Source organism: Coraliomargarita algicola, assembly GCF_033878955.1.
GTDB lineage: Bacteria > Verrucomicrobiota > Verrucomicrobiia > Opitutales > Coraliomargaritaceae > Thalassobacterium > Thalassobacterium algicola.
The window spans coordinates 5,177,296-5,200,776 of sequence record NZ_CP138858.1 but is presented as its reverse complement, the minus strand read 5'-3'; the positions used below and the strand labels follow the sequence as shown (position 1 = coordinate 5,200,776).

General features: G+C 48.2%; 17 protein-coding genes. 2 read left to right on the top strand and 15 right to left on the bottom strand.

Annotation, left to right across the window (positions count from 1 at the left end):
* Positions 1 to 7: 7 nt before the first annotated feature.
* From SH580_RS21260 to SH580_RS21240, 5 genes are all read right to left on the bottom strand, one after another.
* On the bottom strand, positions 8 to 622 hold the full coding sequence (locus tag SH580_RS21260; RefSeq protein WP_345786238.1) for a sulfatase-like hydrolase/transferase: 615 nt from the start codon (positions 620 to 622) through the stop codon (positions 8 to 10).
* 85 nt (positions 623 to 707) lie between these two features.
* Positions 708 to 3,182 (bottom strand): glycoside hydrolase family 95 protein, encoded by a 2,475-nt coding sequence (locus SH580_RS21255; RefSeq protein WP_319832814.1) that lies wholly within the window; start codon positions 3,180 to 3,182, stop codon positions 708 to 710.
* A 104-nt stretch (positions 3,183 to 3,286) separates the two neighbouring features.
* Complete coding sequence (locus tag SH580_RS21250; RefSeq protein WP_319832813.1) at positions 3,287 to 4,672, bottom strand: sulfatase; 1,386 nt, start codon at positions 4,670 to 4,672, stop codon at positions 3,287 to 3,289.
* 66 nt (positions 4,673 to 4,738) lie between these two features.
* Complete coding sequence (locus SH580_RS21245) at positions 4,739 to 6,187, bottom strand: sulfatase (protein ID WP_319832812.1); 1,449 nt, start codon at positions 6,185 to 6,187, stop codon at positions 4,739 to 4,741.
* Between the two features lie 304 nt (positions 6,188 to 6,491).
* Positions 6,492 to 7,295 (bottom strand): PEP-CTERM sorting domain-containing protein, encoded by an 804-nt coding sequence (locus tag SH580_RS21240; protein ID WP_319832811.1) that lies wholly within the window; start codon positions 7,293 to 7,295, stop codon positions 6,492 to 6,494.
* A gap of 211 nt (positions 7,296 to 7,506) precedes the next feature.
* Between SH580_RS21240 and SH580_RS21235 the strand changes: the two genes are divergently transcribed.
* Positions 7,507 to 8,163, top strand: coding sequence for a response regulator (locus SH580_RS21235; protein WP_319832810.1), 657 nt, complete (start codon positions 7,507 to 7,509; stop codon positions 8,161 to 8,163).
* A 2-nt stretch (positions 8,164 to 8,165) separates the two neighbouring features.
* Positions 8,166 to 10,220: a sensor histidine kinase gene (locus SH580_RS21230; RefSeq protein ID WP_319832809.1), complete on the top strand. Its 2,055-nt coding sequence runs from the start codon at positions 8,166 to 8,168 to the stop codon at positions 10,218 to 10,220.
* Positions 10,221 to 10,722: 502 nt separating this feature from the next.
* On the opposite strand, the gene SH580_RS21225 is transcribed toward SH580_RS21230, so the two are convergent.
* The 10 genes from SH580_RS21225 to SH580_RS21180 form a co-directional block, all read right to left on the bottom strand.
* A complete protein-coding gene (locus SH580_RS21225; RefSeq protein WP_319832808.1) occupies positions 10,723 to 11,436 on the bottom strand; it encodes a hypothetical protein in 714 nt (237 codons plus the stop codon).
* Between the two features lie 18 nt (positions 11,437 to 11,454).
* Complete coding sequence (locus SH580_RS21220) at positions 11,455 to 14,847, bottom strand: hypothetical protein (protein ID WP_319832807.1); 3,393 nt, start codon at positions 14,845 to 14,847, stop codon at positions 11,455 to 11,457.
* A gap of 106 nt (positions 14,848 to 14,953) precedes the next feature.
* Entirely contained in the window at positions 14,954 to 16,048 is a 1,095-nt protein-coding gene (locus SH580_RS21215) for a hypothetical protein (RefSeq protein WP_319832806.1), read from the bottom strand.
* Positions 16,049 to 16,080: 32 nt separating this feature from the next.
* A complete protein-coding gene (locus tag SH580_RS21210; protein ID WP_319832805.1) occupies positions 16,081 to 16,512 on the bottom strand; it encodes an ExbD/TolR family protein in 432 nt (143 codons plus the stop codon).
* Between the two features lie 9 nt (positions 16,513 to 16,521).
* The gene (locus SH580_RS21205) at positions 16,522 to 16,938 is read right to left on the bottom strand and encodes an ExbD/TolR family protein (protein WP_319832804.1); all 417 of its coding nucleotides are present in this window, start codon (positions 16,936 to 16,938) and stop codon (positions 16,522 to 16,524) included.
* Positions 16,939 to 16,962: 24 nt separating this feature from the next.
* A complete protein-coding gene (locus tag SH580_RS21200) occupies positions 16,963 to 17,769 on the bottom strand; it encodes a MotA/TolQ/ExbB proton channel family protein (RefSeq protein WP_319832803.1) in 807 nt (268 codons plus the stop codon).
* A 25-nt stretch (positions 17,770 to 17,794) separates the two neighbouring features.
* Entirely contained in the window at positions 17,795 to 18,904 is a 1,110-nt protein-coding gene (locus SH580_RS21195; protein ID WP_319832802.1) for a tetratricopeptide repeat protein, read from the bottom strand.
* Positions 18,904 to 20,721, bottom strand: a complete 1,818-nt coding sequence (locus SH580_RS21190; RefSeq protein WP_319832801.1) for a tetratricopeptide repeat protein — start codon at positions 20,719 to 20,721, stop codon at positions 18,904 to 18,906. Before SH580_RS21190 ends, SH580_RS21195 begins: the two co-directional genes overlap by 1 nt.
* A complete protein-coding gene (locus SH580_RS21185) occupies positions 20,696 to 22,015 on the bottom strand; it encodes a tetratricopeptide repeat protein (protein WP_319832800.1) in 1,320 nt (439 codons plus the stop codon). Before SH580_RS21185 ends, SH580_RS21190 begins: the two co-directional genes overlap by 26 nt.
* A 44-nt stretch (positions 22,016 to 22,059) precedes the next feature.
* Entirely contained in the window at positions 22,060 to 23,481 is a 1,422-nt protein-coding gene (locus SH580_RS21180) for a sulfatase family protein (protein WP_319832799.1), read from the bottom strand.

Sequence of the window (23,481 nt, the reverse complement as noted above, 5' to 3'; positions counted from 1 at the left end):
TTTCAGCCTAGTGCTTACGGCTGTTTTCCTTTATTGTATTTTTTTTGATTTTGGTGAGTAACGCTTCCATCGATTTGACAACTTCTGGATGTTGCTGATACAGGTTTGTGGTCTGATTTAGGTCAGCCTCTAGATCGTAAAGTTGAGCGGTGGGCGCACCTTGCTTATATTCACCGTTTTCGACATCGCTATTCTCACTACCCATAAATGATATAGCTGGTGGGCCTCCCCAGGCATGGTCAGTCGCTTTAGAACCTGAAAAGCCTCCGCTGCCACGCTTTGGGATATACATCCATTTACCTTTACGGATAGCTAGGTGCCTAGCACTTTTAGGAGCTAATAATAGGTTTTCGCGAATATTTTCTTTCGGATCTTCAAGTAATGCTGGTAATATGTATTCCCCGGTCAATAGTGCATAGCGCGAAGGTGTGCATACGGCGGAAGCAGAATGCGCATCGGTAAACATTCGCCCGTCCTTTGCGAGGCTATCGATGTTTGCTGTCTGAACTTTCGTCGCGCCATAGCAACCAAGATCGCCGTAGCCCAAATCATCCGAAAAAATTAGCACCACGTTAGGAAACTTCTCGGCAGCATGGACTGTGCTACCACTAGAAAGCAGCATACAGGAGTAAGCCAATGCACAGAATGCGACCAAACTAGCAGTGCATTGTTTGATTTGATATGTTTCCATGGTATGGCTTTATACTCTATATATTCGGGCGATAGCTTTCACCCTTCTTCAGAGTGATTAAGCCGCTTAACTTGCCATCTGCATAAATACGGAAGGAGCCATCGCGCATCGCACGAACCTGCGCAGCCACAAGCTGGCCCTCCTCCCAATCCAGATCGACTTCGAATCCGCCGCGAGCACGCAGCCCCTTCACCGAACCATTCGGCCATGCCGACGGAAGTGCTGGAAGTAGGTGCAGAATAAATGGCGCATCAGCCAACTCGGCTGGCGGCACCACAGGGATGTAATGAGTCGGCGCCTTCGGATCACGCTGGTAGGCAACATAGGCCGCTTGCGCAATATCCATTGCATCATTGTCGATACTACGCAGATGACTTTGCAGCAGCATTTCGCAGACCCCGGCAGGGCCACCGAAGTTACCATCAATCTGAAACGGCGGATGAAAATCAAAGAGATTTGAATAGGCTCGTTCTACATTGAGAAAACGGTAAAACCAGTGTGCCTTGTCGCCATTGTGAAGGCGCGCCCAGAAGCAGGTTTTCCAACCCGTGCTCCAACCCGTCGATTGATCTCCGCGATGCCCCATGGTCACCAATGCTGCGTCAGAAAGCTCTTTAGTTGTCAGAGGAGAAATATCTCTACCCGGATGCAGCGCGATCAAGTGAGAAATGTGGCGGTGGGTGTTCTTAGGATCATCCCAGTCTTCAGGCCATTCTTGAACCTGTCCATGTTGACCAATTTTTTGTGGACATAGCCGTGGGATTATTTCTTCCAGCGTCTTGCGGAAGTTCTCATCCACGCCGAGTTTTCGGCTGGCTTCGATGCAGTCAGTAAAAAGGTTCAAGACCAGTTGTTGATCCCACGAGGCACCATAGCTTTGCTTGTTTCGTGCTCCGTAGGGGCGCTTTAGAAAATAATTTTCTGGAGACCAAGTGGGATAGACCACCAGAGTGCCATCTTTCCATGGAGCTAGGAAATCGACAAAGAACTCGGACGCCCCCTTGATGATTGGATAGATTTCCTTCAGGTATTCAGGATCCTGATTGAAGGCGTAGTGATCGTATAGATTTTGCGACAACCAGTGCCCTGCTTGCTGCACCCGACGACCTGTATTGTAAGGGCCTGCCACTCCATAGACATTGCTATTCAGCGCGGCGGACCACCCTTTATTAATACCGTAGTTCTCACTAGCGACATGCTTTCCAGACTCCGCAATAATCTTCATGTATTCTACGTAGGGCGAAAAGGAATCCGGCAAATTTGCGGTCTCCACCATCCAGTAGTTCATCGCCAAGTTAATGTCGAAGTGGTAATCAGCATTCCATGCTGGTTTTGTATGAGGATTCCATAGACCCTGTAAATTCGATGGCACTGGAGCCGAACGCGAGCACCCCAACTGCAAATAGCGTGCATAGTTAAAATACAGTAGATCAAGTTCAACGCTACCGCCTGCCTGGAGTAACTTGTCAGTCGTCAATCCGGACGGCTCAAAATCGAGCTCCAATTGCATGCGCTGTGCTTGTGACTTGTAGTCGGCGAGGTGCGTGGCCTTCACCGCAGCATAGCCACCCGCCACGAGCTTCTGCAGTGCAACCTTCGCCTCCGACTGATAATCGCGCCCTTTAAAATGCGGGAACACTGGCAGGTAATCATTGTAACCAACGAGGTAGATGGTGACTGCACTCGCACCCGAAACTTGTAGGCGACCATCTTTAGATGGAGTCACTTTTCCGCCAGTAGTTTCGACTTCAATCACCTGCGTAAAGCCCGCCATATCGTTTGCCAATTCAACCTCTGCCAACAGCGTGATTCGATTTCCTGCAGCCTTTAAAACCTGCGTATTGTGACGCGTGGTAGTGCCGATTTTCAAATCTAGCGTAGCGTTGTCCGCCGTATAGTGCATCACCATCGCATCATGTGGATGGCTGACAAAATACTCGCGCGTATAGTTTGCCTGACCAATTGAATAACTCACCTGACCAAGCGCATTCTCAAGATCTAACGCTCGACGATAGTTGGACACTTGTTTCGGATCATGCCCCGTATCGATCTGCACTTCGGTAAACGTCGAGTAGTTCCCTAGTTTCATATCGGCACAAAGGTATTTATTTGCAGTCCACTCCATGCCTCCTTCTTTAGTGCCATATTTGCCCGCCCGATACACCTCGCGCACTTTTTCAAGATCCTTGCCAGCTCCTGGCTTTGAGCCAGACTGCGCAACAGGATCAAGTCCACGATTAGAATTCGCCCACTGAGTAATTTCGTTAGTCACGATCAGCTCACGATCAATCCCCCCGCTAAACATTGCCCCCAAGCGGCCGTTTCCCAGCGGCAAGGCATTAGCAATGAATTCCTTCTCGGCCTTTTTCTCAACTGCCTGTTCTCCAGGTATAGCTGGGGCGTTGTAGTGAAGCACATGCTGCGCGCTCAGTGGCACTTGCGTCAAGCAGGCAGCAATACAGATCGATAGGTAAATAGCAGGATTTTTCATAGTTTGTTCAGCACGATTAAAGTTAGGCCGAATTCCTATCGCTTATTTCTTGGTTCCCTTAAGCCTCTGATCTCCCTGTCCGACCTTCGGAAAAAAGTCGGGATTCATTTTATCCGGAACAGGCGCATCTGTTGCGGCAACCACTCCTTGAGTTCTTTCAACATTTGCTGCGTTTTTTCAGGGTGCCGAGACGACAGCTCACTCGCCTCATAAGGATCTGCTTGAACGTTGAAAAGCTTCACCGATTGATCCTCGTAGTAATAAATCAACTTCCAGTCTCCAGTAACAATCATAGTCGCTGGAACGCCGCGCCAATACATTCGATTCGTCCCGTGTATCGGAATGACAGCCTTACCCTTGGAGTCTAAATACATGGGGTAGTGCCAAAATATACTGCGATCCTCCAGAGCTTTTTCTCCTTTCAAAAGCGGCACAAAAGATTGACCGTCAACTGGCTGGGTTGCGGGCAACTCCCCTCCAGCGAGTTGCGCAAAAGTAGGCATCATATCAACACTAGTAATCGGGATGTTACATTCAGTCCCCGCGGGAATAACACCTGGCCAAGACATGCTAGTTGCAACACGAACCCCGCCTTCGAACAAACTACCTTTACCGCCTCGTAGAGGCCCGCCCTTGATCTGGCATATTGACCCATTATCCGAGGTAACAATGATGAGTGTGTTTTCGGCAAGACCAAGTTCGTTGACCGTGTCGCGCACTTTACCGATGCTCGTATCAAACGCTTCGATCATTGCAGCATACGTCGGCCTCCACTTTTCGGACCAATCGTCTCGAGCCTTCAATTTAGCTTCATATTTTTCAATCACCGCTTTGTTTGCACGGTGAGGTGCATGAACATCCCAATGCGCTAGATAAAGAAAAAAGGGCCCATCCTTATTCTCTGAAATGAACTTCACCGCTCCTTCGGTCAATGAATCAGCAACTGTAGGACTTCCGTAGTGTTTTTTATACTTTTTATCCGTGCCGTCGCCACTGAAAACATCAAAGCCCTGCTCATCGTCACCACAGTGCCACTTCCCCATCATCGCGGTTTTGTATCCCTGTTGATTGAGCACTTCGGCAATGGAAACAACGCTCGGATCCAGACTATCTTTAGACTCAAACCAGTCGCCCTGTTGCCCCTCCCGATTAGGAACTAGAAGTTTCATATTCTTATAGCTGCCCTTAGATTTCATGCCCGGCGTCCATATTTTGTGACGCGGCGTATACATCCCAGAGATCAGGCATGCGCGGGTCGGCGCACAATTCGGACCGCCCGAATAGGCTCGAGTAAATGCCATCCCGTCTTGAGTCAACTGGTCGAAATTCGGTGTCTCATAAAACTCTGCACCATTATGACTGGTATCCGCCCATCCCAAATCATCTGCCAGAATGAAGATAATGTTCGGACGACTGCCAGACAAACCATCCGCTAGAACGACTGACGAAAACAAACCTGTAAAAACAACTAGAACTATCCATTTCTTCATGCTTATACCTGATAACCTTAATGCCTTCTACTCGATTGGCCGACGACCTAGCTCGTAGCAACAAGATCAGCTGCCATTATCATTTGCGTTCAGCCGCTTCATAACACCTTCCTTATATTTTTTAGGCGGTGTCGGGAGGCTTCCGTAATGACTGTTCATAAATTTAATCAGCTTTTTCTGCAAAACCTGTGACACTTCGGGATAGTGTCCCATCAAATTTGTAGTTTCACCAATGTCCGCTCGTATATCATACAATTCGTCCTCTTCTCCCGTGAAGAACATGATGTATTTCATGCCGTTTTTTTCATCAAATATCGCGGCATTCGCCCGTTGCCCCCAATGTTTTCGGCTATCAGGAAAATACCAGTAAAACTCACGCGGCGAAAGCGTTTCGCCCGCAAAGACCGGCAACAAGGAGACGCTGTCGGTGGGGTGGTCAGTCGGAATCTCCTGCCCCGTTGCCGCCATAATTGTATTAAATATATCGCCAATAAATACCGCCCCTTCGTATTCCGTGCCGGGCTTAATTTCGCCGTTCCAAACCACAAACCCAGGAATGCGCACGCCCGCTTCGTAAGTGGAGTTCTTACCGCCATTCAACGGCGCACACGGCACATCATTCGTGGTTGAACCGTTGTCAGAGAAGAAGACAAACAAGGTGTTTTCATATTCACCAATCTCTTTGAGCTTTGCGATGACACGTCCCACCGAATCGTCGAGTGTTTCGATCATCGCTGCATACAGCGGATTCGTCTCACTAGTGATGAACTTCGCACCTGTCTTAGGGTCGTGACGAACCGTTTCTACCAACCCCATGTCCGCGATTTTCTGCTCGTATTTTTTAATCAGCTCTGGCTTTGCCTCTTTTTTATTATGAACGGAATAATACCAAAAGTTCAGATAGAACGGTTTATCAGGATCACGCTGATCGATTAGGCTCAACGCCTCTTGGGTCAACCGATCCGTGAGCTGCTCTCCCTCTTTACCACCCTCTTTCAACATCGGCACACTTGTGCGAGAAGGGCTTTTTCCATTTGGCTTCCAGTTGTATGGCCAAAAATAGGAACCGGGCCCCCAAGCCGTCCAACCGCCAATATTTACATCGAAGCCAAGGTCCGTAGGCATCGTCTTCTTCTTTTCATTCCCCAGATGCCATTTCCCGACGTGCCAGGTTTGGTAGCCCGCCTCTTTCAAATAGTGCGGAAGTATCTTCTGCCCCTGCGGAATCGTGTGCTGATGGCTCCACATGTTTAAGTTCAAGCAATGCTTTCCCGTCAACGCAGTAGCTCGCGCTGGCGAGCAAATGGCGGCCGAACTATAAGCCTGAGGAAAGCGGATGCCCTCCGAGCACAGCTGGTCGATATTCGGTGTTTCATAGAGCTCAGCTCCGAAACACCCTAAATCTTTCCATCCGAGATCATCCACCAGAAAAAACACAACATTAGGTTGCTTGACTGCCGCGAAGGCATGAGACGCCAGTCCGATCACCAGCATATACTTCAAAAACAATTTCATTTCATTATTCCTGCTTGTTCATGATCATATTCGTTTCGACTGAAAGAGCACGTGGCTGATTCGGATCGCACGTTCCCACAGTATTACTCGAATGAGTTCCACTCTGCCCCCCTGTTTCACTGGCTGTCCTTCTTGTTATTCTACAAGCGATTTCTTTATGGCAGCCCCTTTGCCATGCCTTAGTAAAAACGAGAGACAAGCCTTCTAATTCATAAAAGAGTGACGGAGCCCTCCCCCTAGGAGGCTCCGTCGAACACCAAAGATCAAATCATTTCGATGCTCCCCAACAATGAATTATAGCAGACTAGCCGCGACGACGGCGAAGCATCACAAAAGCCACACCAGTGAGGCCAACGAACAGCGCGTAGGTGCCGGGTTCGGGAATCACCGTAATCACAATATCGAAATCAACATTGGTAACGCCATATCGTCTATTGTTACTACCCGTTCCTGCCGCACCCGTTACAAAAAGATCTCCTGTGCCGTAGCTCGCGCTCAAGGTTTTATCAAGATCTGCATTGTAGGCATGTCCATCCAGACCACTTCCTGCACCGAAGATTGTTCGGTGACCACTTCCCGCATTCTCTTCCATTCTGACCTGAGTAAAACCTGTCGCGAAAACTGCAGTTCCTTCAGCATCCGCAAAATCAACATCTAAGGAAACAATACTGAACTGGAGTGATTGATTCGCCTCAAATCGAGTAATTGAACTCACTGGAATATCCGATGAATGCCATGTGTGTTCAGCGGTGTCGATTTGCACTTGACCACTAGTAGTTCCAATCGTTACCGACGAATCCGAATTACTTGGAGTTGTAGAACCAAAAGTCTGCGTGCTATCAGTCCATCGTTCGACCAACACACCAAACGTGAGAGTGTCATTCAAAGTATCACCATCATAATCAGCACCAGTATAAGTCACCGAATAGAGGTAATTATCACCACTCGGAGCTCCAGTCACCGTCAAGCCTGCCATGAGCCCGCCCAAACTCAGCGTATTGGCGGTGGTCACGTCCGAATTTAGATCGTTAAAGCTAAGGCTTGTCTGCGCGCTCAACGATGTGACTATGGCTACGATGGTAAATGCGGGGATCAGTATTTTTTTCATATAATTGGGCAATGGTAACTTATATTAGGATGACGCAAATGCGGCACATCAAGTGCAACACTCTTTATATCCTACCTAAAATGAGGAAATCTGTCTATCGCCAGAATAGGTGATTCTTACATCACCTTAGACTACAGCGCTTGCGCTATTCTCACTTTAACCAAACAGAACCTTGAACAACCATGTTCAATGGTTTGCAATCGGTTCTTGTATGAGACACGATAAAGCCACTTCTCCTATTCACGTTTGCCTATTGGAAGACCATGCGGATTTCCGAGAAACCTTGTGCGAAGCAATCGAATCTGTTGGGAAGTTCGCCATTGATGCAACCTTTTCGACCGCTGAAGCTCTCTTCGAATACCTAGAAGATGCGACGCCACCAGATATCATAATTCTTGATCTGGGGCTTCCTGGCATGTCAGGCATTGAGGCGATTCCTAAGATCAAGCAACTCGCTCCTCAAACCATGACTTTAGTGCTGACCGTCTACAATAATAAGGCGAAAGTTTTACAAGCGCTTGGAGCTGGAGCCAGTGGCTATTTGATCAAATCCTCTGGCCTCAAGGCCATTGTCAGTGGCATCGAGGATGCTTATCACGGCATCTCCCCACTGAGCGCTGACATTGCAAAAATGGTGTTCGACACATTCTCACATATCAAGCCTCAGGCCATCGAAGCCGAACTGTCACAGCGCGAAGTGGAAGTCTTAGAGCGGTTGGCAGCAGGGGATACTCGACAGGAAGCGGCTGATGGACTTTCAGTTAGTATCCACACGATTAACACACACATTCGCCATATCTACGAAAAACTACAAGTCCACAACCTGTCTGGAGCCGTAAACAAAGCCGCCTCAATGAATATCATCTAACGATGCATAGCCATACAGTTTATTCCAGACTCTTATTAGCTGGTTGCAAGTATACCATCTTTGCCGCCTTCTGGCTGCACATCAGCGCAGGAGCCGAACATCTGGAGCAAATAATCGCCGCCAACTATTTAGACACTTACCAACAAAACGAGCGGCGACTCGAAGCCATCAGCAAGCAGCTTGAGAATTTACCGATCCCGAATCTGCGTGAACCCACGGGCACGGGCGGATTCCTATCCGACAATAAAGAACACGCCGACGATGAAGTCGTGATCACCTTTAACTGGGATCAAGCACATCGAATAGATGCCACCGCCCTCTTCCCCTTGCGGTTGTTCATGGATGAAGTTTATGACGAAAATCTCTACTGGCCAAAACTGATCACGATTGAAACCAATGTGGATGGCTCGACGACCACTCTCGCTCAACTTGATGGTGCTCAAGCCAGGCTACGCCAGTCACTGCCTGAACTCGTGACATTCAGCCCGACTAAAACCGACAACTTAACCATTCGCTGCACCGGATTACAGCAGCACCCAAATAGAGATTGGCATGCCGCAGGTTTTGCCGAGATCTTCATTTTTTCAGAGCATCACAATCTGGCTCCAATCGCGAAGCTACAGACCAACGGCAGTCGAGATGGTAAATATGTGCTCTCATCCAAATTTCTCACCGATAATCAAACCCCACTGGGCCTCCCTCAGCAAGCCATCGAGGACAAGAAAAAACTCAACTATTTCCGCCAAGTAACCGAGAACAAAGCACTCAACGAGACTCCGCTCACACTAACACTGCACTACCTTGAACCAATTGCCATTGATGCCCTTCGAATCGACCCCGTAAATCATTTTTACTACGGGCAGGGGTTCCCCGTGCGCTTCACAATTGAGCTGCTAGACGAGACTGGGAACATACTCCTGCCCCACAATCAATACCGACGAATCGCACTGCGCAACCCGGCGCTAAACCCTTTTATTGCCAATTTCGATGAAACAAAAGCGAGCTCAATAAGGATTACGATCCTTGAGACACAGCAAGGAGTTACACCTAGAGCGCCGACCATTGAACTCAGTGAAATCACAGCGCTGCATCGAGGACTCCCACTCATTCCTGCTAAAAAAATTGATCTGCTATGGCGAAACGAGATTCAAACATACACTCGTGGAGTTAAGTCTCGCGACATCACTCTCAGACGGATGGCCACACTGAATAATGGTGAAACCGAAAATGGGCGCATCATCTCCCAGCGGGAGTGGACAGAAGGACTCCACCAACAACAACAGCTGATGGAGGAGCAGTTGATGCTACGAAGCGCTCAGACCGCAATCTTAACCGCAATCCGAAGGGGTATCCTAATGGGAAGCATTGGTTTAGTCGTGATCATCCTAGCCACTGCAATTTCCTTGATCGTGCGCAGCCGTATAAAAGCCCGCCAACATGTCCTCCACTTACGTGCACAGATTGCCAGTGATCTGCACGATGATGTCGGCAGTAACCTCGGCACCATCATACTTCAAACCGAGCGCCTACAAGATCTGATACACACACAACACGAGCAGGATCGTTTAAAAAAGATCCTCCGATTGACCAAAGAGAGTGTGCTCGGCCTACAGGAAGTGCTTCAAACCACCTCGCCTGAAATAGGGCACCACAAAAGCCTAGCAACACATTTGCAGGAACTAACCGAGCTCATGCTCGGGCAGACGCCATACACGATCGATATCGACCCGATCGTGAATGACGCGCTCACCGACAACCTCACACGCGGCAGATTCATGCTCTTCTACAAAGAAGCCGTCCATAATGCGAAGAAGCATGCGCAGTGCAAACACGTTGACATCTCTATCAAGAAAGACACGCGTGCGTTAATTCTATGCATCGGCGACGACGGCGTCGGTATCGACGCAAAAGCGCTCTCCAAGGCAAGTACCCTACGCACCCTCAAGAAACGAGCCGAATGGCTTAGCGGCACACTAACAATTGATTCCGCGAAGGGAAAAGGCACACGCCTGACCTTAGAATTACCACTCAATACACTCAGACGGCGTTCTGCGTAGGTCGCGTTGCCGTAAAAATAATCATCCTCGAAGTCGCGATACTTAGGAGCACTCGTCATAGCATTTCTCAAATGTCTTTGCGCTTATACTACAACATAAGAATTTAGAATATGCTTAACGGCTAAAGCCGTCACTCTTACCTTTGACTGTATATCCTCAGGTAAGAGTGAGCGCTTCAGCGCTTTGGGACACGAGGCGTTTCATTTAGATTTCTTCATTTCATCATACGATTTACGTCATTACTTTTGAGAAACGCTCTAAGCACCGCCAATCCTCATGGTGAAGTATCATGTCGGATGCCCGCTTCAACCCGGATTATGCAATAGGATGAGAATTGCGCTCCGCAACCGACGGGCACGGGAGCGTATAAACATACGTGACCACAGCCCTGAAGGGCAGCGATGTGCGATTGTCGCCTAAGCGTTTTGAAACACCGTCTGGGTGAATTGATTTCAAATGCGATGCATTAGAAATCTAATTATACTACAATCACTTATACATTTTAAAAACCTCGAATGGGGGTCGTATACAACTTGGCTACCCGCGGCGCGGGTAATGGAAATACAAAAACAACACGACGCACATCAGGCTCATGACGCCAAGATTGGCGCAACAACCATTGCCGAGTCTCAATTGTCTCCTGAACTGAATCCAGTTTAACCTTATAGGAACCCTTCTTTTTCACTGGATCTGATACCAAGACCGTCGTTTGTGGCTTAAGTAGGAGTTTTTTATCTCCCACCAAACCAAAGATGGAGGCTTCGGAATAGTTAATAAACAACAGTTCGCCAGGGCCAAACACATCTTCGCTCGCATCAATCGCCTTCAACCGGATCGGCATAATTGGATTACTGAGATCTTCGAATACCAGAATCAAAACTTTCTTCCAGCCTTTAGGGATGCTCACGCTAGGAGCCAAGGCAGGGAACAGTTCATCCTCAGAGAGTTTTTCCGGAAGAAATCCGAGAGAGATCGCTCCACGAGCTAGATCAAATGACTCCGAAAAATTGTGCCTCTCCAAGCTCACTTCTTGAGGTTTTTCAAGACTAAACGAATCTCCCTTCCCAGTGTAAACAAATGAGGATTTCGGAGCGGTCTTCGATGCACCGTAATATAAGATACGCGCGACACGATCCGCATGCACAGATAACGCGGTGAAAACACTGAATATGACGAGACAAATCGCCTTGAAGTTATATTTGTATAAACGAAACATAATATGAATACTCAGAGCTTACACCTCATCGGGCGACAACCAGCGGAACGAAATGACTGAAAAGCGACGCCCAAAGCGCTTATTAACCTCCGAGCTTAGAGTCGCCTCACTCGGCAGCACAGTCTTAGCATCTGTAGGATCAACATATTCAGCACGTCGCTGCACCACTGCTTCACACCAGGCTCCGACACCTTTTTCTCCAGTAATCGAGCCTTTGCATTCACCATACGCTCGAATCACAAAAGTATCGTCGCGAGCAGAGATGACTGGTGCGATTGGACGTAAGATGTCGGCCTGCCGTATCCAACCAGGAAATGCATACGCAACATTCCCCTCCGCTGCCTCAGAAAATTCGAGCGTGCCTGTAACAGTTGCATCACCAAAGACCGCTTGAATCTCCTGATAAGGATTCTTTGAGTCTTCTCCAAGTTCGGATAACTCATTCAGCGCAGCTTCAATCACGCCTGATTTTGCCAACTCTACGTCATCCGCAACCAGTCGACGATTCACGAATTCAGACAACGATAGAAAAGGCCCACGTAATTTGATCTGTTCGACTATCTTCTCTGCAAGTGCTTCAATTTGCTCTTCGCTTAACCGCTTGTGTGTCGCTAAAACGTTCGCATAATTGCCTGAAGCATTACTCGGGCCCGCGATGGTCGTGCGACTAACAGGTTGCCCCGTGCCAGTCGTGAGGCCGATCTCCCAGCTATCTGGCGTTATGGTCAATTCGGCAACCCCTTCATCATTCATATTACGCAGCAATGCTGTCCACGCCTCGACAGAGGTCGAATTGATGTTAAACATCCCCTCGACCTCGATCTCGGAGGCAACATCATGCCACGCCGTAGTATCTACCATTAACGCCTCTGCCGCGGTTTCGGCAGCTGCCTCGCTCAACTCGGTGGCTGGCAGGTAGGCTCGATTCGGTAAGGCAAACTCTCCCGATACAAAGTCTTCATAAACCGTCTGAGTGTCCCTCGCTTCAGCCTTTGACCAGTCCTCCATTTCGGGCGCAATGGAAGAGACAAACCAATCGTCAAACAATAGATGGTTTCCAACATAACTATGGTCATATACAAATATTTCAGAATCTGAAGCACCACTGTCATTGATGAAAACCGCATTAGGCATAATCTGCGAAGATGCATGACTATTACCAATTGGATTTAGAAAGTGTGGCGGAGTTCGATTACAATAAGCATGATCAAAATGTTGTAGCTGTCCCAATGAAATCAGCGGACGAATCGGCAATTCTGATACTACGAGTCGCGCCAGCCCCTCAGCGGAATCTAACCCCGAACCGAGATACCCTGCCGCATCTAAGCCTGAAATGAGGTCATCATCCGCAGTCGGCATGTTTGAGTCAGCCCAATCATTGACAGGAATGAACAACCAATCATGGGGAGACTTATAAGGCGTATTTGCCTGGGGCGCATACCCCAATGGGCTGGTTTCGAAAGCCCCCTTACTTTCATGTGATACGTTATCAATATCACCAATCGAGTTGATTAGTCGAATCCCCCAACTTGCGATTAAAAAAGGAGAATCTGAACCTGACAAATCGCCTAATGTGCCACTATTAGTAATCTCCTCACCTTCCCAAATCTCTGCGAGTCGATCGTTAGAATAAGTGCTAGTATAACTACCTTGATATATGGCACTCGAAATAACCGTAACGACAGTCGACGAATTGCCGCTAGGAATACTTATTTCTGCTTTAAATACGCTGTCAGCATCCCCTGAAACAACTTTTGGCAATGGAAGACTCCAACCCGAATCAATCCGTAAGCCTGGCTCTAAACTAACATTAAGCTTCGTCTTCGATACAATACGATCCCCCGCACCGCTATAAACTCGAACCTCCCCCGGCTTCCAAATCGAGGCCGAATCGGAGGAGTCAGTCTCCACAGTTATTGCCTGACTAGTTCCACTTGTTTTAGCAGACATTAATTTATTCAAGGCATAGGTTCCAATCTCCTCATTATCCAATGAAAATTTAAGACTTAGCGGAAACCTATTGCCGGCAGCCCAACTCCTAAAACGATACCCCTCATCGACTTGGATCGCGACATTATAAGGGTTCCACATGGTGACAATCGGCTTTATCACCAATCGCGGTTCATACTGCCCACTAGAAGAATCGAACTTAGCATGATAAGCCAGCAGCCAAGTAATACGAGCAGGTATCAAATGCACGGCGAGGTCATCAGCAACACCAGAACCATCTAAGATTGGGTCGAAATGCACTAATACGCTCCCTTCACTGCCTTCGAGTTTCTTATAGTAATTCATGTAGTCCATCAATCGATCCCAACTGGAAACGGGTGACAGGTTTGAAACGACATCTTCCTCTCCTTCCTCTACTTCGGTAACACGAGATGACCAAGGGTAGATCAATCCTGCCAACTGTGTGGAGAACTTATTGGCGGCAGTTTCCACCCCTGGAGCGAGCGTAAAAAATGGCAGTTCACTCTCAGGCATATCTTCCCATTGTTCACTCATCAGTGATAAATCACGCCGCCACCCGCCAGTCGCGGTATTGGTTAACAAGCCCCGTGAGAATGCAGTCAGATCATGGAAATATTCTTCTGAAACCGGAGAATCGCTTGCAGTCCGATCTGACAGCAAGTTCAGAGCACTCCGAGTCGTTACACGACCTAATTGCTCCTGTTTATCTGCATCCGTAACATCAAAGACCGCTGGATCGGATTGACGTGAGCTAGACAGACGCGCACTTGCATCCAAAACCCCCGCGCTCGCTTCCGGCACTGGCAAAAAGGCCTTGGTATTTTCGCCACCAATCCACCACGCATACTCGCAAGTCCCGTCTGGAAGTTCTGTTGGTGTGACGTGCACTTCCTCAGCCACTGCATTGACTCCAACAGTCCCTGCCCCAACCAAAGCCACTGTATCTTGGCTACTGACTAAATCGGGAGGGGTCTCAGCATCCGCCACAGCTGGGTCATAAGCATCCGAAACCAGCCAACCTAGAAATCGGCCGGCACCCGAAGTAGACGGATCGATATCCTGATCCCCAGTGTCAATTTTTGAAGCATAATCGGGCTCAATCGGTAGCCCATTTGATTGATGATCACGCCCTTCCCATGAGCGCCAGACCCCTGTCAACTGCTTCGCGCCATTGACACCTGCGAGTGCTTCTGCTGGCGCCGTCACGCGCTGATCTAAACCAGCGGTCTCTTGCAGTTTGCCAATTGCGATATTCAGAGAGAGCAAGGCTGCCTGCTCGGCTTTCAGTCGCTGCATATGCGTCTGTGCCGATCGAGACTCAACCTGCACCAGAGTAGTCATCGAAAGCAATAGCAGCAGCACAAAAGCCATCAGGCTCAAAGCAATGACTAAAGCAAAGCCGCATTTACGCTGCGAACGAAGCATCAGAGGAGTTTTCACAACATGAGATAAGGCATAAGAAATCATAGGGGCATGGCGCTACTATAACAAATTTGACCGAATATAAATATCGCCGAAAAGAGCGATTGAGACACAAAATATAAGCCTAATATACAATCCGTTCTTGAATCTCTTTGTTGGTGAGCTTGCCTCCATGGACGAGATTCACCATTAGCTCTAATTCGGTGACGTTTTTGACATTCTCTTTAGGCTTCGCCACCACGAATATCACCTTCGTATTAGCTGGTTTCGGCACTCCATATTTTTTGAATTTTTGAAAGCTTTCTTTCACCACTTTCACACTGGGAAAAGCAACCTTAGGCTCGACCATGAAATAGATCGTGGCGGGAGCAGGTTCCATTTTGTAAGCTGCATTAAACGCACCCCAATATTGAGTGCCCAATACAAAGAAAGCTCCTTTGCCTTTCTTTAAATCTTTCGCAGTTTTAACCTTAGCTGCCTTCGCACTTGGGTCTTTAACCGAATTCAGCTCTCGGATCACCGCTTCCGTTTCGCGACTGTCAGGTGCCAACCATGAATGACTACGAACCCCTTTTGGGAACCAAAAATCATATTTAGTAGGATCTTTAGTGCCAGCCAGCTTGCCCACAGCATTCTGGCCAGCGATATTTCCACCGAAATAAATCAGAGCATAACGTGCTTCGGAGTCCTGTTTCATCATTTCGATCGTCTTCAAAAACTCACTGCGTGTTCTGTTAAATACAGTGGCACCCGACAAAGAACGATCCAGAAGAACTACCATATTCCCCGTGGATTGGATTCCAAAAAAACTAAAGTCAACACGGTCAAGCATGCCGCCGCCTAATTCTCCCAAACCACCGCCCATACCACGACCGCCACTCAGGCTAAGGTTGGAGTCCTGCATATTGATTGATGGCACACTCATACTCTGCGGGTTCACTGCCGCCAAAGGCTGCGGACGTGGCAAACTGCGCTGCGTGCGCTTAGTCGTTGGCGGAGGTGGTGGCGGTGGCGGTGGCGGAGTCACGATAGCCTGAACCGGCGGTGCTTCAAATTCAGGTGCGGGTTGTAAGACTTCGATGATCTTAATAGCCGCAAGACCGCCTAGCCCTAAAAGGTGCACAGCGATACTGACGATAATCACGATAAATACCGCGCTCCGCTTTTTCTTATGACGCAGCGGCTTTCCCAATTCTTGATCGTTGTGAGCTGTAGACATTGTATCGGTTATCTTTAAATGAAATATGCGCGTTACATCTGGCTGAAGGAGACGAACTTCAAATTTGCCTTGGCGCATGCGTTGAGCACATCAATCGATCGATAATGCGGTGAATACTTGTCTGCTTGTATCGTCACGATCGTGTGCTTCTTCAAGCGGTCGGCGGAGGCTTTGAGCCCTCCTAGCATTTGAGTTAAGCCAATCAGCTCTCCGTAAATATCGTCGCCAGTATTACCGCCATTCAGCAGCACCGTGCCATCTGGCAAGATATCAACAGTATGCTTTGAAGGTAATTCAGGAGCCGCAGTCGGTGGAGCTTGCGAGGGCAATTGAATGCCCAAATCAGCCTCCTGCTTAATCAGCTCTGTGGTGACCATAAAGAAGACGAGCATGAGGAACACCACGTCAATCATCGGGGTTAGATCGGGCTTGCCTGCACTCTCAAAAATGTCGCTAGCTTTCATAGTTTCAGTTTACAGCTCACTTTGGTAAGTGGCAAAAATGATATCGTTAATACCGTTTTGTGCACATACTGTTAAAATTTTATTTACATGCTGGTGCTCAGCCATGCGGCCAGCACGAACGACAATTTTGATGTTCGTATTCCCCTCAACTACCTTTGCCAATCGGCTTGAAAGTTCCTGCTCGCTGAGTTCTTGAACTCCGAAAAAGAACTTACCTTCAGCGTCCACTGAGACGGTGAAACGGTCTTTGATATCTTTCGGTATGGCTGATTCCTCAGCAACAGCGAGCTTGAGGTCGAGTTTATTGGTGGTCAACGCACTGGCCACAGTCATGAAGAAAACGATCAACAGGAAGACCACGTCAATCATGGGCGTCAGATCAAAGCCTTCGTTTCCCTGTGGGAGTTTATAGCCTTTTAAGCTCATCAATATGGAGTGCTGATGTTGCGGCTATCCGCGTGGATCGCGTGGTGCTTGAGGATGTGGGCGATTCGCGGCAGGTGGCAGCATTTTCGCAGTCGTCGCGCGTGTGCCATGCACGAGGTCTCCATGCATGTCGTCGAGATACATCGTCATGTCCGCAACGAGATTGCCGTATTGATTTTTAAAATAGAAGAAGAAGAACATGGCGGGGATACCGACTAACATACCAGACGCAGTGGTGATCAGTGCTTCCGAGATATTACCCGCTAGCACTTCAGGCTGCCCCATGCCGACCGTTGCAATCGAGTCGAAGGCCTTGACCATACCGGAGACGGTGCCGAGTAGTCCGACCATAGGTGCAATTGAAGCGATGATCGCGAGGTAGTTGATCACAACGAAGGGCTTAGCGAGTTCTTTACTCGACCCAGCCTCTAGGCGTTGACGAAATAATTCGGTATCGATGTGGCCCCCTTTGATGGAGTCCAAGCCATGGTTCACGATTCGTGTAAGCGGAGAAGGTTGTTCTTCGCAAAGTGCGTGGGCTCCTTCGATGTCCAGCGTGTTGAGCTTATCGCCGACCTGTCTAGCGACTTCGTCGTCGAAGAAGTCCTTCTTACGCAAGGCAATGAAATTGTAAACTGTCAGCGCAAATGCAGACATCGAAAGGATACCGAGTGGATACATTGCCCAGCCCCCCTGTTTCACTTTTGTCAAAAGACTGTTGGATGACGTGACTGGTTCTTCGACAGTCGCCTCACTTTGAGCAAAGGCGAAGGTGGATGCGCCGATAAAAAGTAGGCCATACAGTAGAGTTTTTAATTTAGAATGTTTCATAATCGTAAGCATGGGATTTTTTTGATTAAAATGTGTCAGTTTGAGTGGTTAAGGCTGCGGTATAAGCGCCATCAGGAAAAAGTAGCTGCATCTCATCGAGTATATTCTGGGGAATGTCTATCGGCTCCGAGCCATTGGACGTCTCTGCAACTTTGATATCCTCGTAACTCAGATAATTAAAATAGAGTCCGATTTGTTTAAAATTACTGTCTGGCAAAAGATACGCTAGACCGATCCCGAGGTGCTTTAAACAGAGCGAAGGGTCACCCTTTTGGAATGCCTGCACACCGAGCACGACTTGCAACCCGCCGAGTGTTTCCTCATTATCTTCCGCAATGGCTTTCGCCTTGGATAGGTAACGCTCAGCCTCTCCGGAATCACCTAGTTCGAGGCGAAGATATGCGCAACGCAGCAACACCTGCTTCGCCAGTAGGCCAGTGGCATCTTCAGCTATAGCGCGAAATAAGCTATAGGATGGCTCGAACAAGCGTAAGTCTAATAGACGTTGAGCCACACTCAGAGTCTGCTCTCGTGATTCCTCTGCAGGGCGTGCCGCAACGAGTTGATCAAGGAGATGCAACGCCTTCTCTCGCTCACCACTGACAAATAGATTTTCTGCCACTTTATAAAAGTGCTGAACCGTGCTCGCGGGACTCAGATCGAGTGCCATCTGCTGGGAAATATCATAGGCACTCAACCAATTTTCCATTTCCATCTCAGCCTTAATATAAGCATTGATCAACTCATGCAGGTTCGTAGTGCCCTCACGGACACTGGCCATTGGTAGTAAAGGCACGATCTCAGCTTTGAGCAACTGCACTCGCTTGGCTGGCACAGGGTGCGCAAGTGCACGCTCTAGGCTCTTCGTCATCGGCGCATTAATCGTAAATTGATCCATATGCCCCCAATTCAAAATGATACGACCTTCGCCATCGATCATCTCAATTTCCACACCCTCGCTAGTTGGATGCACGAAGCGTGCGCTAATCGGACCATTCTGCTGACTGATCTCTAAGCGCACAGGCTCTAAATCCGAAAAATCCGGTGCGACGTAAGGCTGAGTGTCCGCATTCGTCAGCTGGAGGCCAACAGTTCCCGCAAGCAACACTATGAGTAATTGTAACTTCACAGACATTATTCAAATTCCTTTCTGATGAGTGCGCCAGCGATGGTATTTTCAAGCCCTGGGGTTAATTTAAAGGCTTCATAGACAGTTTGCACACTGTCAGCATGCCCCATCTTTTTGAGCACTTGAATATCTTCATAGTATCCCTGTGCTAGTAGTTCCGAAAACCCTGGATAGCCTAAGATGATGCGTTCGAAGAATCCGTGCGCATCAGAATATTTCCCCTCAGCGACATACGCGCGCCCAATCCAGAGCAGCGCGTCACCATGCATCTGACCACGCCAATCATTGCGATGCAGAATCAATTCCAACTGTTGACGAGCGGATTCGTAATTCCCTAGCTCAATTTCCATGCGTCCAATTTCAAGCATTGCCTCGCCGGATTCATTGGCTTGTGAAAATCGCTTAATCAGCGTGCGGTAGGCTTCGACTGAAGCTTCGAGCTTCCCCATTCTCCGATACGTCTTAGCAAGCAAACTATGCATCTCCAACTCGTAATCAGTATTCATGTATTGAATACGCGATCGATCCAACTCTGCCACAACTTGAACGGGATCTTGCTTTGCTACTTCCCGCATAATCCAAAGTTTCCCCGCAATCCCTAGCTGTTCCCAGATTTCTGGATCTTGAAAAAATAGAGCCGTATCAAAACTCGGAATATCCTCCGGATTTTGAGTCTTAGCTAAAGCTGTCAGAATGCGCAATTCGAGAGCTGCATTGCCTGATAACTTTGCAGCAGTCAACTGAGTGCCCAACCACTCATCGGCAGTTTGCTTAGGGATCTTCTCATTCAGCTCAGCGATACGTGCCTGTAGCTTTGTTACAACCTCTAGCTCCATGATGGGAGGCAACTCTTCAACCACAACGGACTTCGCAATCGAAATCTCCGTATTTGCAGCTGTTTCTGCTGCAGCAATGGCCGCCTCAATCTCATCCTCTTTCTTAAAATACGCCTTCACCGCATTTCTAAAAATATCATCACCCACAAAGTGTTCACGCACCAGCGCATCGATCTGAGTATGCTTCTTGAAATAACGATATTGCTTAGCACGGTCATTAATGAGTTCACGAAACAATACCGGCGAATCCGCGACGGCCTCAAAGAACGCTTTAGTAGCAATCTCCATTTTCCGCACGGCTCGGTCTTTTTTAATATAATCAACCAACAGTGTATCAATCTTCTCGACTTCAATTAGTGTGAAAAAGCGCGTCAGCGGATCTTTCAGGATCGATAGAGCAACCCGTGGCTGCCCTGAATCCGAATAAATTGCAGCCAAGGCAGCCACCACTGGAATCGTCTCAGCAGATGCTTCATACGCCTCAATAAAAGCGCTCAAGCGATCAATCGCAGTTGTCACTTCACGCTTATCAACGAGGATACGTGATACTTTTAATTCCGCAGATGCGATTAAACCTAAGTCATCAGAATGTTGCTCCACCAAATAGTAATGCACCAGCGCTTCATCTGCATTGCCCATCAGATCCACCAGATTACCAAGAATTAACTCCGCCTGTCCACGCAACGGGTTGTTCGGATAATCGGAAATAAACTGAGTGACTAAATCGCGCGCTTCCTCAATACGATCCAGTCCCATGACTGCGAGGGCCTTACGAAAGGACGCATCCGCCTTGAATCGCGTATTCGAATCAGCAATGACAAACTCGAAGTTATCCAATGCTTTTTGATACTCCTCTTCAATCAAATAGCCGAGTCCTAGAAAGTAACGAATCACCACTGCACTTTGAGTCTGACCGTATTTAGTGTCAAAAGTCTGAAAATCTTCAATCAGCTCTTTATTCTCAAATCGCAAAACGCGCCATACCATGCTTAAACAATAAGTGCGAAGAAGCTGCGTCCCCAGCGGAGTGTGACAAATACGTCTGTGTCATCTTATAGAGCTTATCATACTCCTCTTCTTGTAGATACAAAGTGGACATCTCATCGGCAACTGTAGCTCGGTAGGTCTTGTTACTTTGTTTGCCTAAATAGCGCCTAGATAACTCTTCGGCGATATCCCTTTGCTCCAATTTATACCCGAGCGAATATGCCGAGAACAGGATCTCTTCAGCATATTTATGATCCGGATACTGATCCACCATCAGACGGAAGCGTCCATATGCCTCCCAATCGCGCCCCATATCCATATAAACTCCAGCAATACGCCAATTTAACAGAGGGGTATAGTTCGTGGTCGCTTTTAGCGCAGCCAAATCCGCCACGGCATTGTCTAGCTCTGCCTTCGCATCGAGATAGAAATTCCTCATCACGACATTACCTTCATATTGCGCAACACGCCGTTTTAAATGGCTAACATGATTCGTAAGCCCGATCTCCAGAGTCTCATAATAACGCACAAATTGATAAAATAAGTTCGCAGTGGCCAAGTCGCCCTCCTCTTTCAACTGATCGCCCACGTCCATCAATGCCGCATTGAAACGTGGTGTAAAAAACACTGGTGCCGGGCTCTTAAAGAACTCCAAAAGCTGTCGAGAGTCTGTCACCGCACCCTGCTTGGCTTGCGCAATTAATAAATAAGCCGCATAGGTCGTGCGTTCAGCTCCATTTTCAGCCAAACGCACACTCGCCTCGAAATAAGGCATCCCTGACACCCACTCTTGCTTGGCCACATAGATGAGCACGATTTTCTTGAGAATCTCCTTACGATCCACCCCCACCTGCGGACTTTTATAGAGTGGAATATACCACTGTAGCGCCTCTTTGAATTTCTTAGAAATCGCATAAATATCCGCGATGTTGTAACGCGCAAGCGGAACCATGGAATCTTCAGGATAGGCTTTAATATAAGCCTGAAATTTCTCTAAACCAGTTTCTAAGAACGCCTGATTATTGTTTTCATAGTATTCAAACACATAGGACAGAGCGATATAAAAGTCGAGATTAGCATGCATCCCAGAATCCACTTCAGTGCGCAGCTTCACCAACAATGGACGAGCTTCAACCAATTGCTGCGAATGTATCAGCGTCGTAGCTCGCTTGATACGACCTGCCATCGATTCGTCCTGCATTCCCTGCGCCGGTAGGTAGCCAAACGAACGCAGCAGAATAAAAGATAAAAGAATGTAGCGAGGGATAAACTGAAATGGAGGCGAGATACTCATTCAAACGAGGCAATGTGCCAATAAGCGGATCGATCATAAGTTCATCATTTCAAGTCCTGATACTCTGGATTCACGCACTTCTCCTTCCAGCGTTTCTTGGTGGCGGTGAGTGATGCCTGACCTTCTGAATATTGGCCTTTATCATCCGTCTTGATGATCCAATCATTGAGAATCTGCTGATGACGCTTAAGTTCATCTGCGTAATCAGCATTCGCCGCAACATTCACAGTCTGGTGCGGATCTTTTTCCAGATCGTAGAATTCATGCTCGGGGCGCTCTTCTGCAAAAAACCAAGCCTGCTGCTCGTTCATCTTCCCTTCGGCATACAATTGTTTCAGCACCTTGGTATAAGACTTTCCGTCTCGATACTGCGGTTGCATATAAGGACGGTCCGTCATGAAATTTCGAACATAACGAAAACGCTCGGTGCGCACCGTCCGTATACGATCAATCGTAAAGTCACAGCGGTCACGCACGCCGATCACGAAGTCGCGGTGATACTCAGGATCAAACAGGTTTTCCCCTTCCATGTATTCAGGAATCGGCAAGCCCGCCAATGCCAATGAGGTCGCGCTAATATCAATTCCATTAACAAGATCTAAGCGAGCATCACCCGAGCGAAGAGCTTCCGGATTACCATACCATGTCACGATCAATGGCACATGGAGGCCACCATCGTAACAGAATTGCTTATCTCGTAGTCCGTTATTGAAACCGTGATCCGAGAAAACGAAGACAATGGTATTCTCGAGCAGCCCATCCTTTTTCAAACGCGCGATAATCTCACCGACTTCGCGATCCATAATACGCGCAGTATCGTAATGGCGCGCCCACCCTTTCCGGATGACGGGGTGCTCTGGATAATATGGCGGCAGCTCCACCATCGACAAATCGATTGGCTCAATCTTACCACCATGTTTGCCCCCTGCCAGCTGGATTTGACCAAAGAAAGGCTGATCCCCCCTACGTGCATTCCAGTCAATTGCAGCCCCTTTATGACCTTGCCAAAATCTTAGACTGTAAGGCCCGTCATATAACGCCTCTCGATCGTATTCAAAGTTGTAATCATCTTTACCAACATTGAATGTATAGTAGCCCGCCTGCTTAAAAAGCTCCGGCACGGTCTTCACCTCCGCTGGCAGCGGAATCATACTATCCGCAGTCCGTGAGCTGCGATGATTGTGCAGTCCGAAAGTCGTCGGCATCGCACCCACCATCAAACCGGATCGTGTCGCGGAGCAAACAGGCGCCGGCATAAAGGCATTCGCAAACCGCACCCCATCCGCCGCAAGTTGATCTATTACTGGTGTCACATTCACGCCGACCCCATAGCAACTCAGCAACGGGCTCTGGTCTTCCGCATAGATCCAAAGAACATTCGGGGAGCGAACTTCCGACGCAGGTAATGCCGTAATCGCACAAAAGATTATCGCTAAATTGGCTGCTTGTTGTATCAATGCTTTCAT

Bases quoted from the DNA above. Each gene is read 5' to 3' on its own strand.
- SH580_RS21260 (WP_345786238.1), bottom strand. From the start codon at position 622: ATGCTGCTTTCTAGTGGTAGCACAGTCCATGCTGCCGAGAAGTTTCCT.
- SH580_RS21255 (WP_319832814.1), bottom strand. From the start codon at position 3,182: ATGAAAAATCCTGCTATTTACCTATCGATCTGTATTGCTGCCTGCTTG.
- SH580_RS21250 (WP_319832813.1), bottom strand. From the start codon at position 4,672: ATGAAGAAATGGATAGTTCTAGTTGTTTTTACAGGTTTGTTTTCGTCA.
- SH580_RS21245 (WP_319832812.1), bottom strand. From the start codon at position 6,187: ATGAAATTGTTTTTGAAGTATATGCTGGTGATCGGACTGGCGTCTCAT.
- SH580_RS21240 (WP_319832811.1), bottom strand. From the start codon at position 7,295: ATGAAAAAAATACTGATCCCCGCATTTACCATCGTAGCCATAGTCACA.
- SH580_RS21235 (WP_319832810.1), top strand. From the start codon at position 7,507: ATGAGACACGATAAAGCCACTTCTCCTATTCACGTTTGCCTATTGGAA.
- SH580_RS21230 (WP_319832809.1), top strand. From the start codon at position 8,166: ATGCATAGCCATACAGTTTATTCCAGACTCTTATTAGCTGGTTGCAAG.
- SH580_RS21225 (WP_319832808.1), bottom strand. From the start codon at position 11,436: ATGTTTCGTTTATACAAATATAACTTCAAGGCGATTTGTCTCGTCATA.
- SH580_RS21215 (WP_319832806.1), bottom strand. From the start codon at position 16,048: ATGTCTACAGCTCACAACGATCAAGAATTGGGAAAGCCGCTGCGTCAT.
- SH580_RS21210 (WP_319832805.1), bottom strand. From the start codon at position 16,512: ATGAAAGCTAGCGACATTTTTGAGAGTGCAGGCAAGCCCGATCTAACC.
- SH580_RS21205 (WP_319832804.1), bottom strand. From the start codon at position 16,938: ATGAGCTTAAAAGGCTATAAACTCCCACAGGGAAACGAAGGCTTTGAT.
- SH580_RS21200 (WP_319832803.1), bottom strand. From the start codon at position 17,769: ATGAAACATTCTAAATTAAAAACTCTACTGTATGGCCTACTTTTTATC.
- SH580_RS21195 (WP_319832802.1), bottom strand. From the start codon at position 18,904: ATGTCTGTGAAGTTACAATTACTCATAGTGTTGCTTGCGGGAACTGTT.
- SH580_RS21190 (WP_319832801.1), bottom strand. From the start codon at position 20,721: ATGGTATGGCGCGTTTTGCGATTTGAGAATAAAGAGCTGATTGAAGAT.
- SH580_RS21185 (WP_319832800.1), bottom strand. From the start codon at position 22,015: ATGAGTATCTCGCCTCCATTTCAGTTTATCCCTCGCTACATTCTTTTA.
- SH580_RS21180 (WP_319832799.1), bottom strand. From the start codon at position 23,481: ATGAAAGCATTGATACAACAAGCAGCCAATTTAGCGATAATCTTTTGT.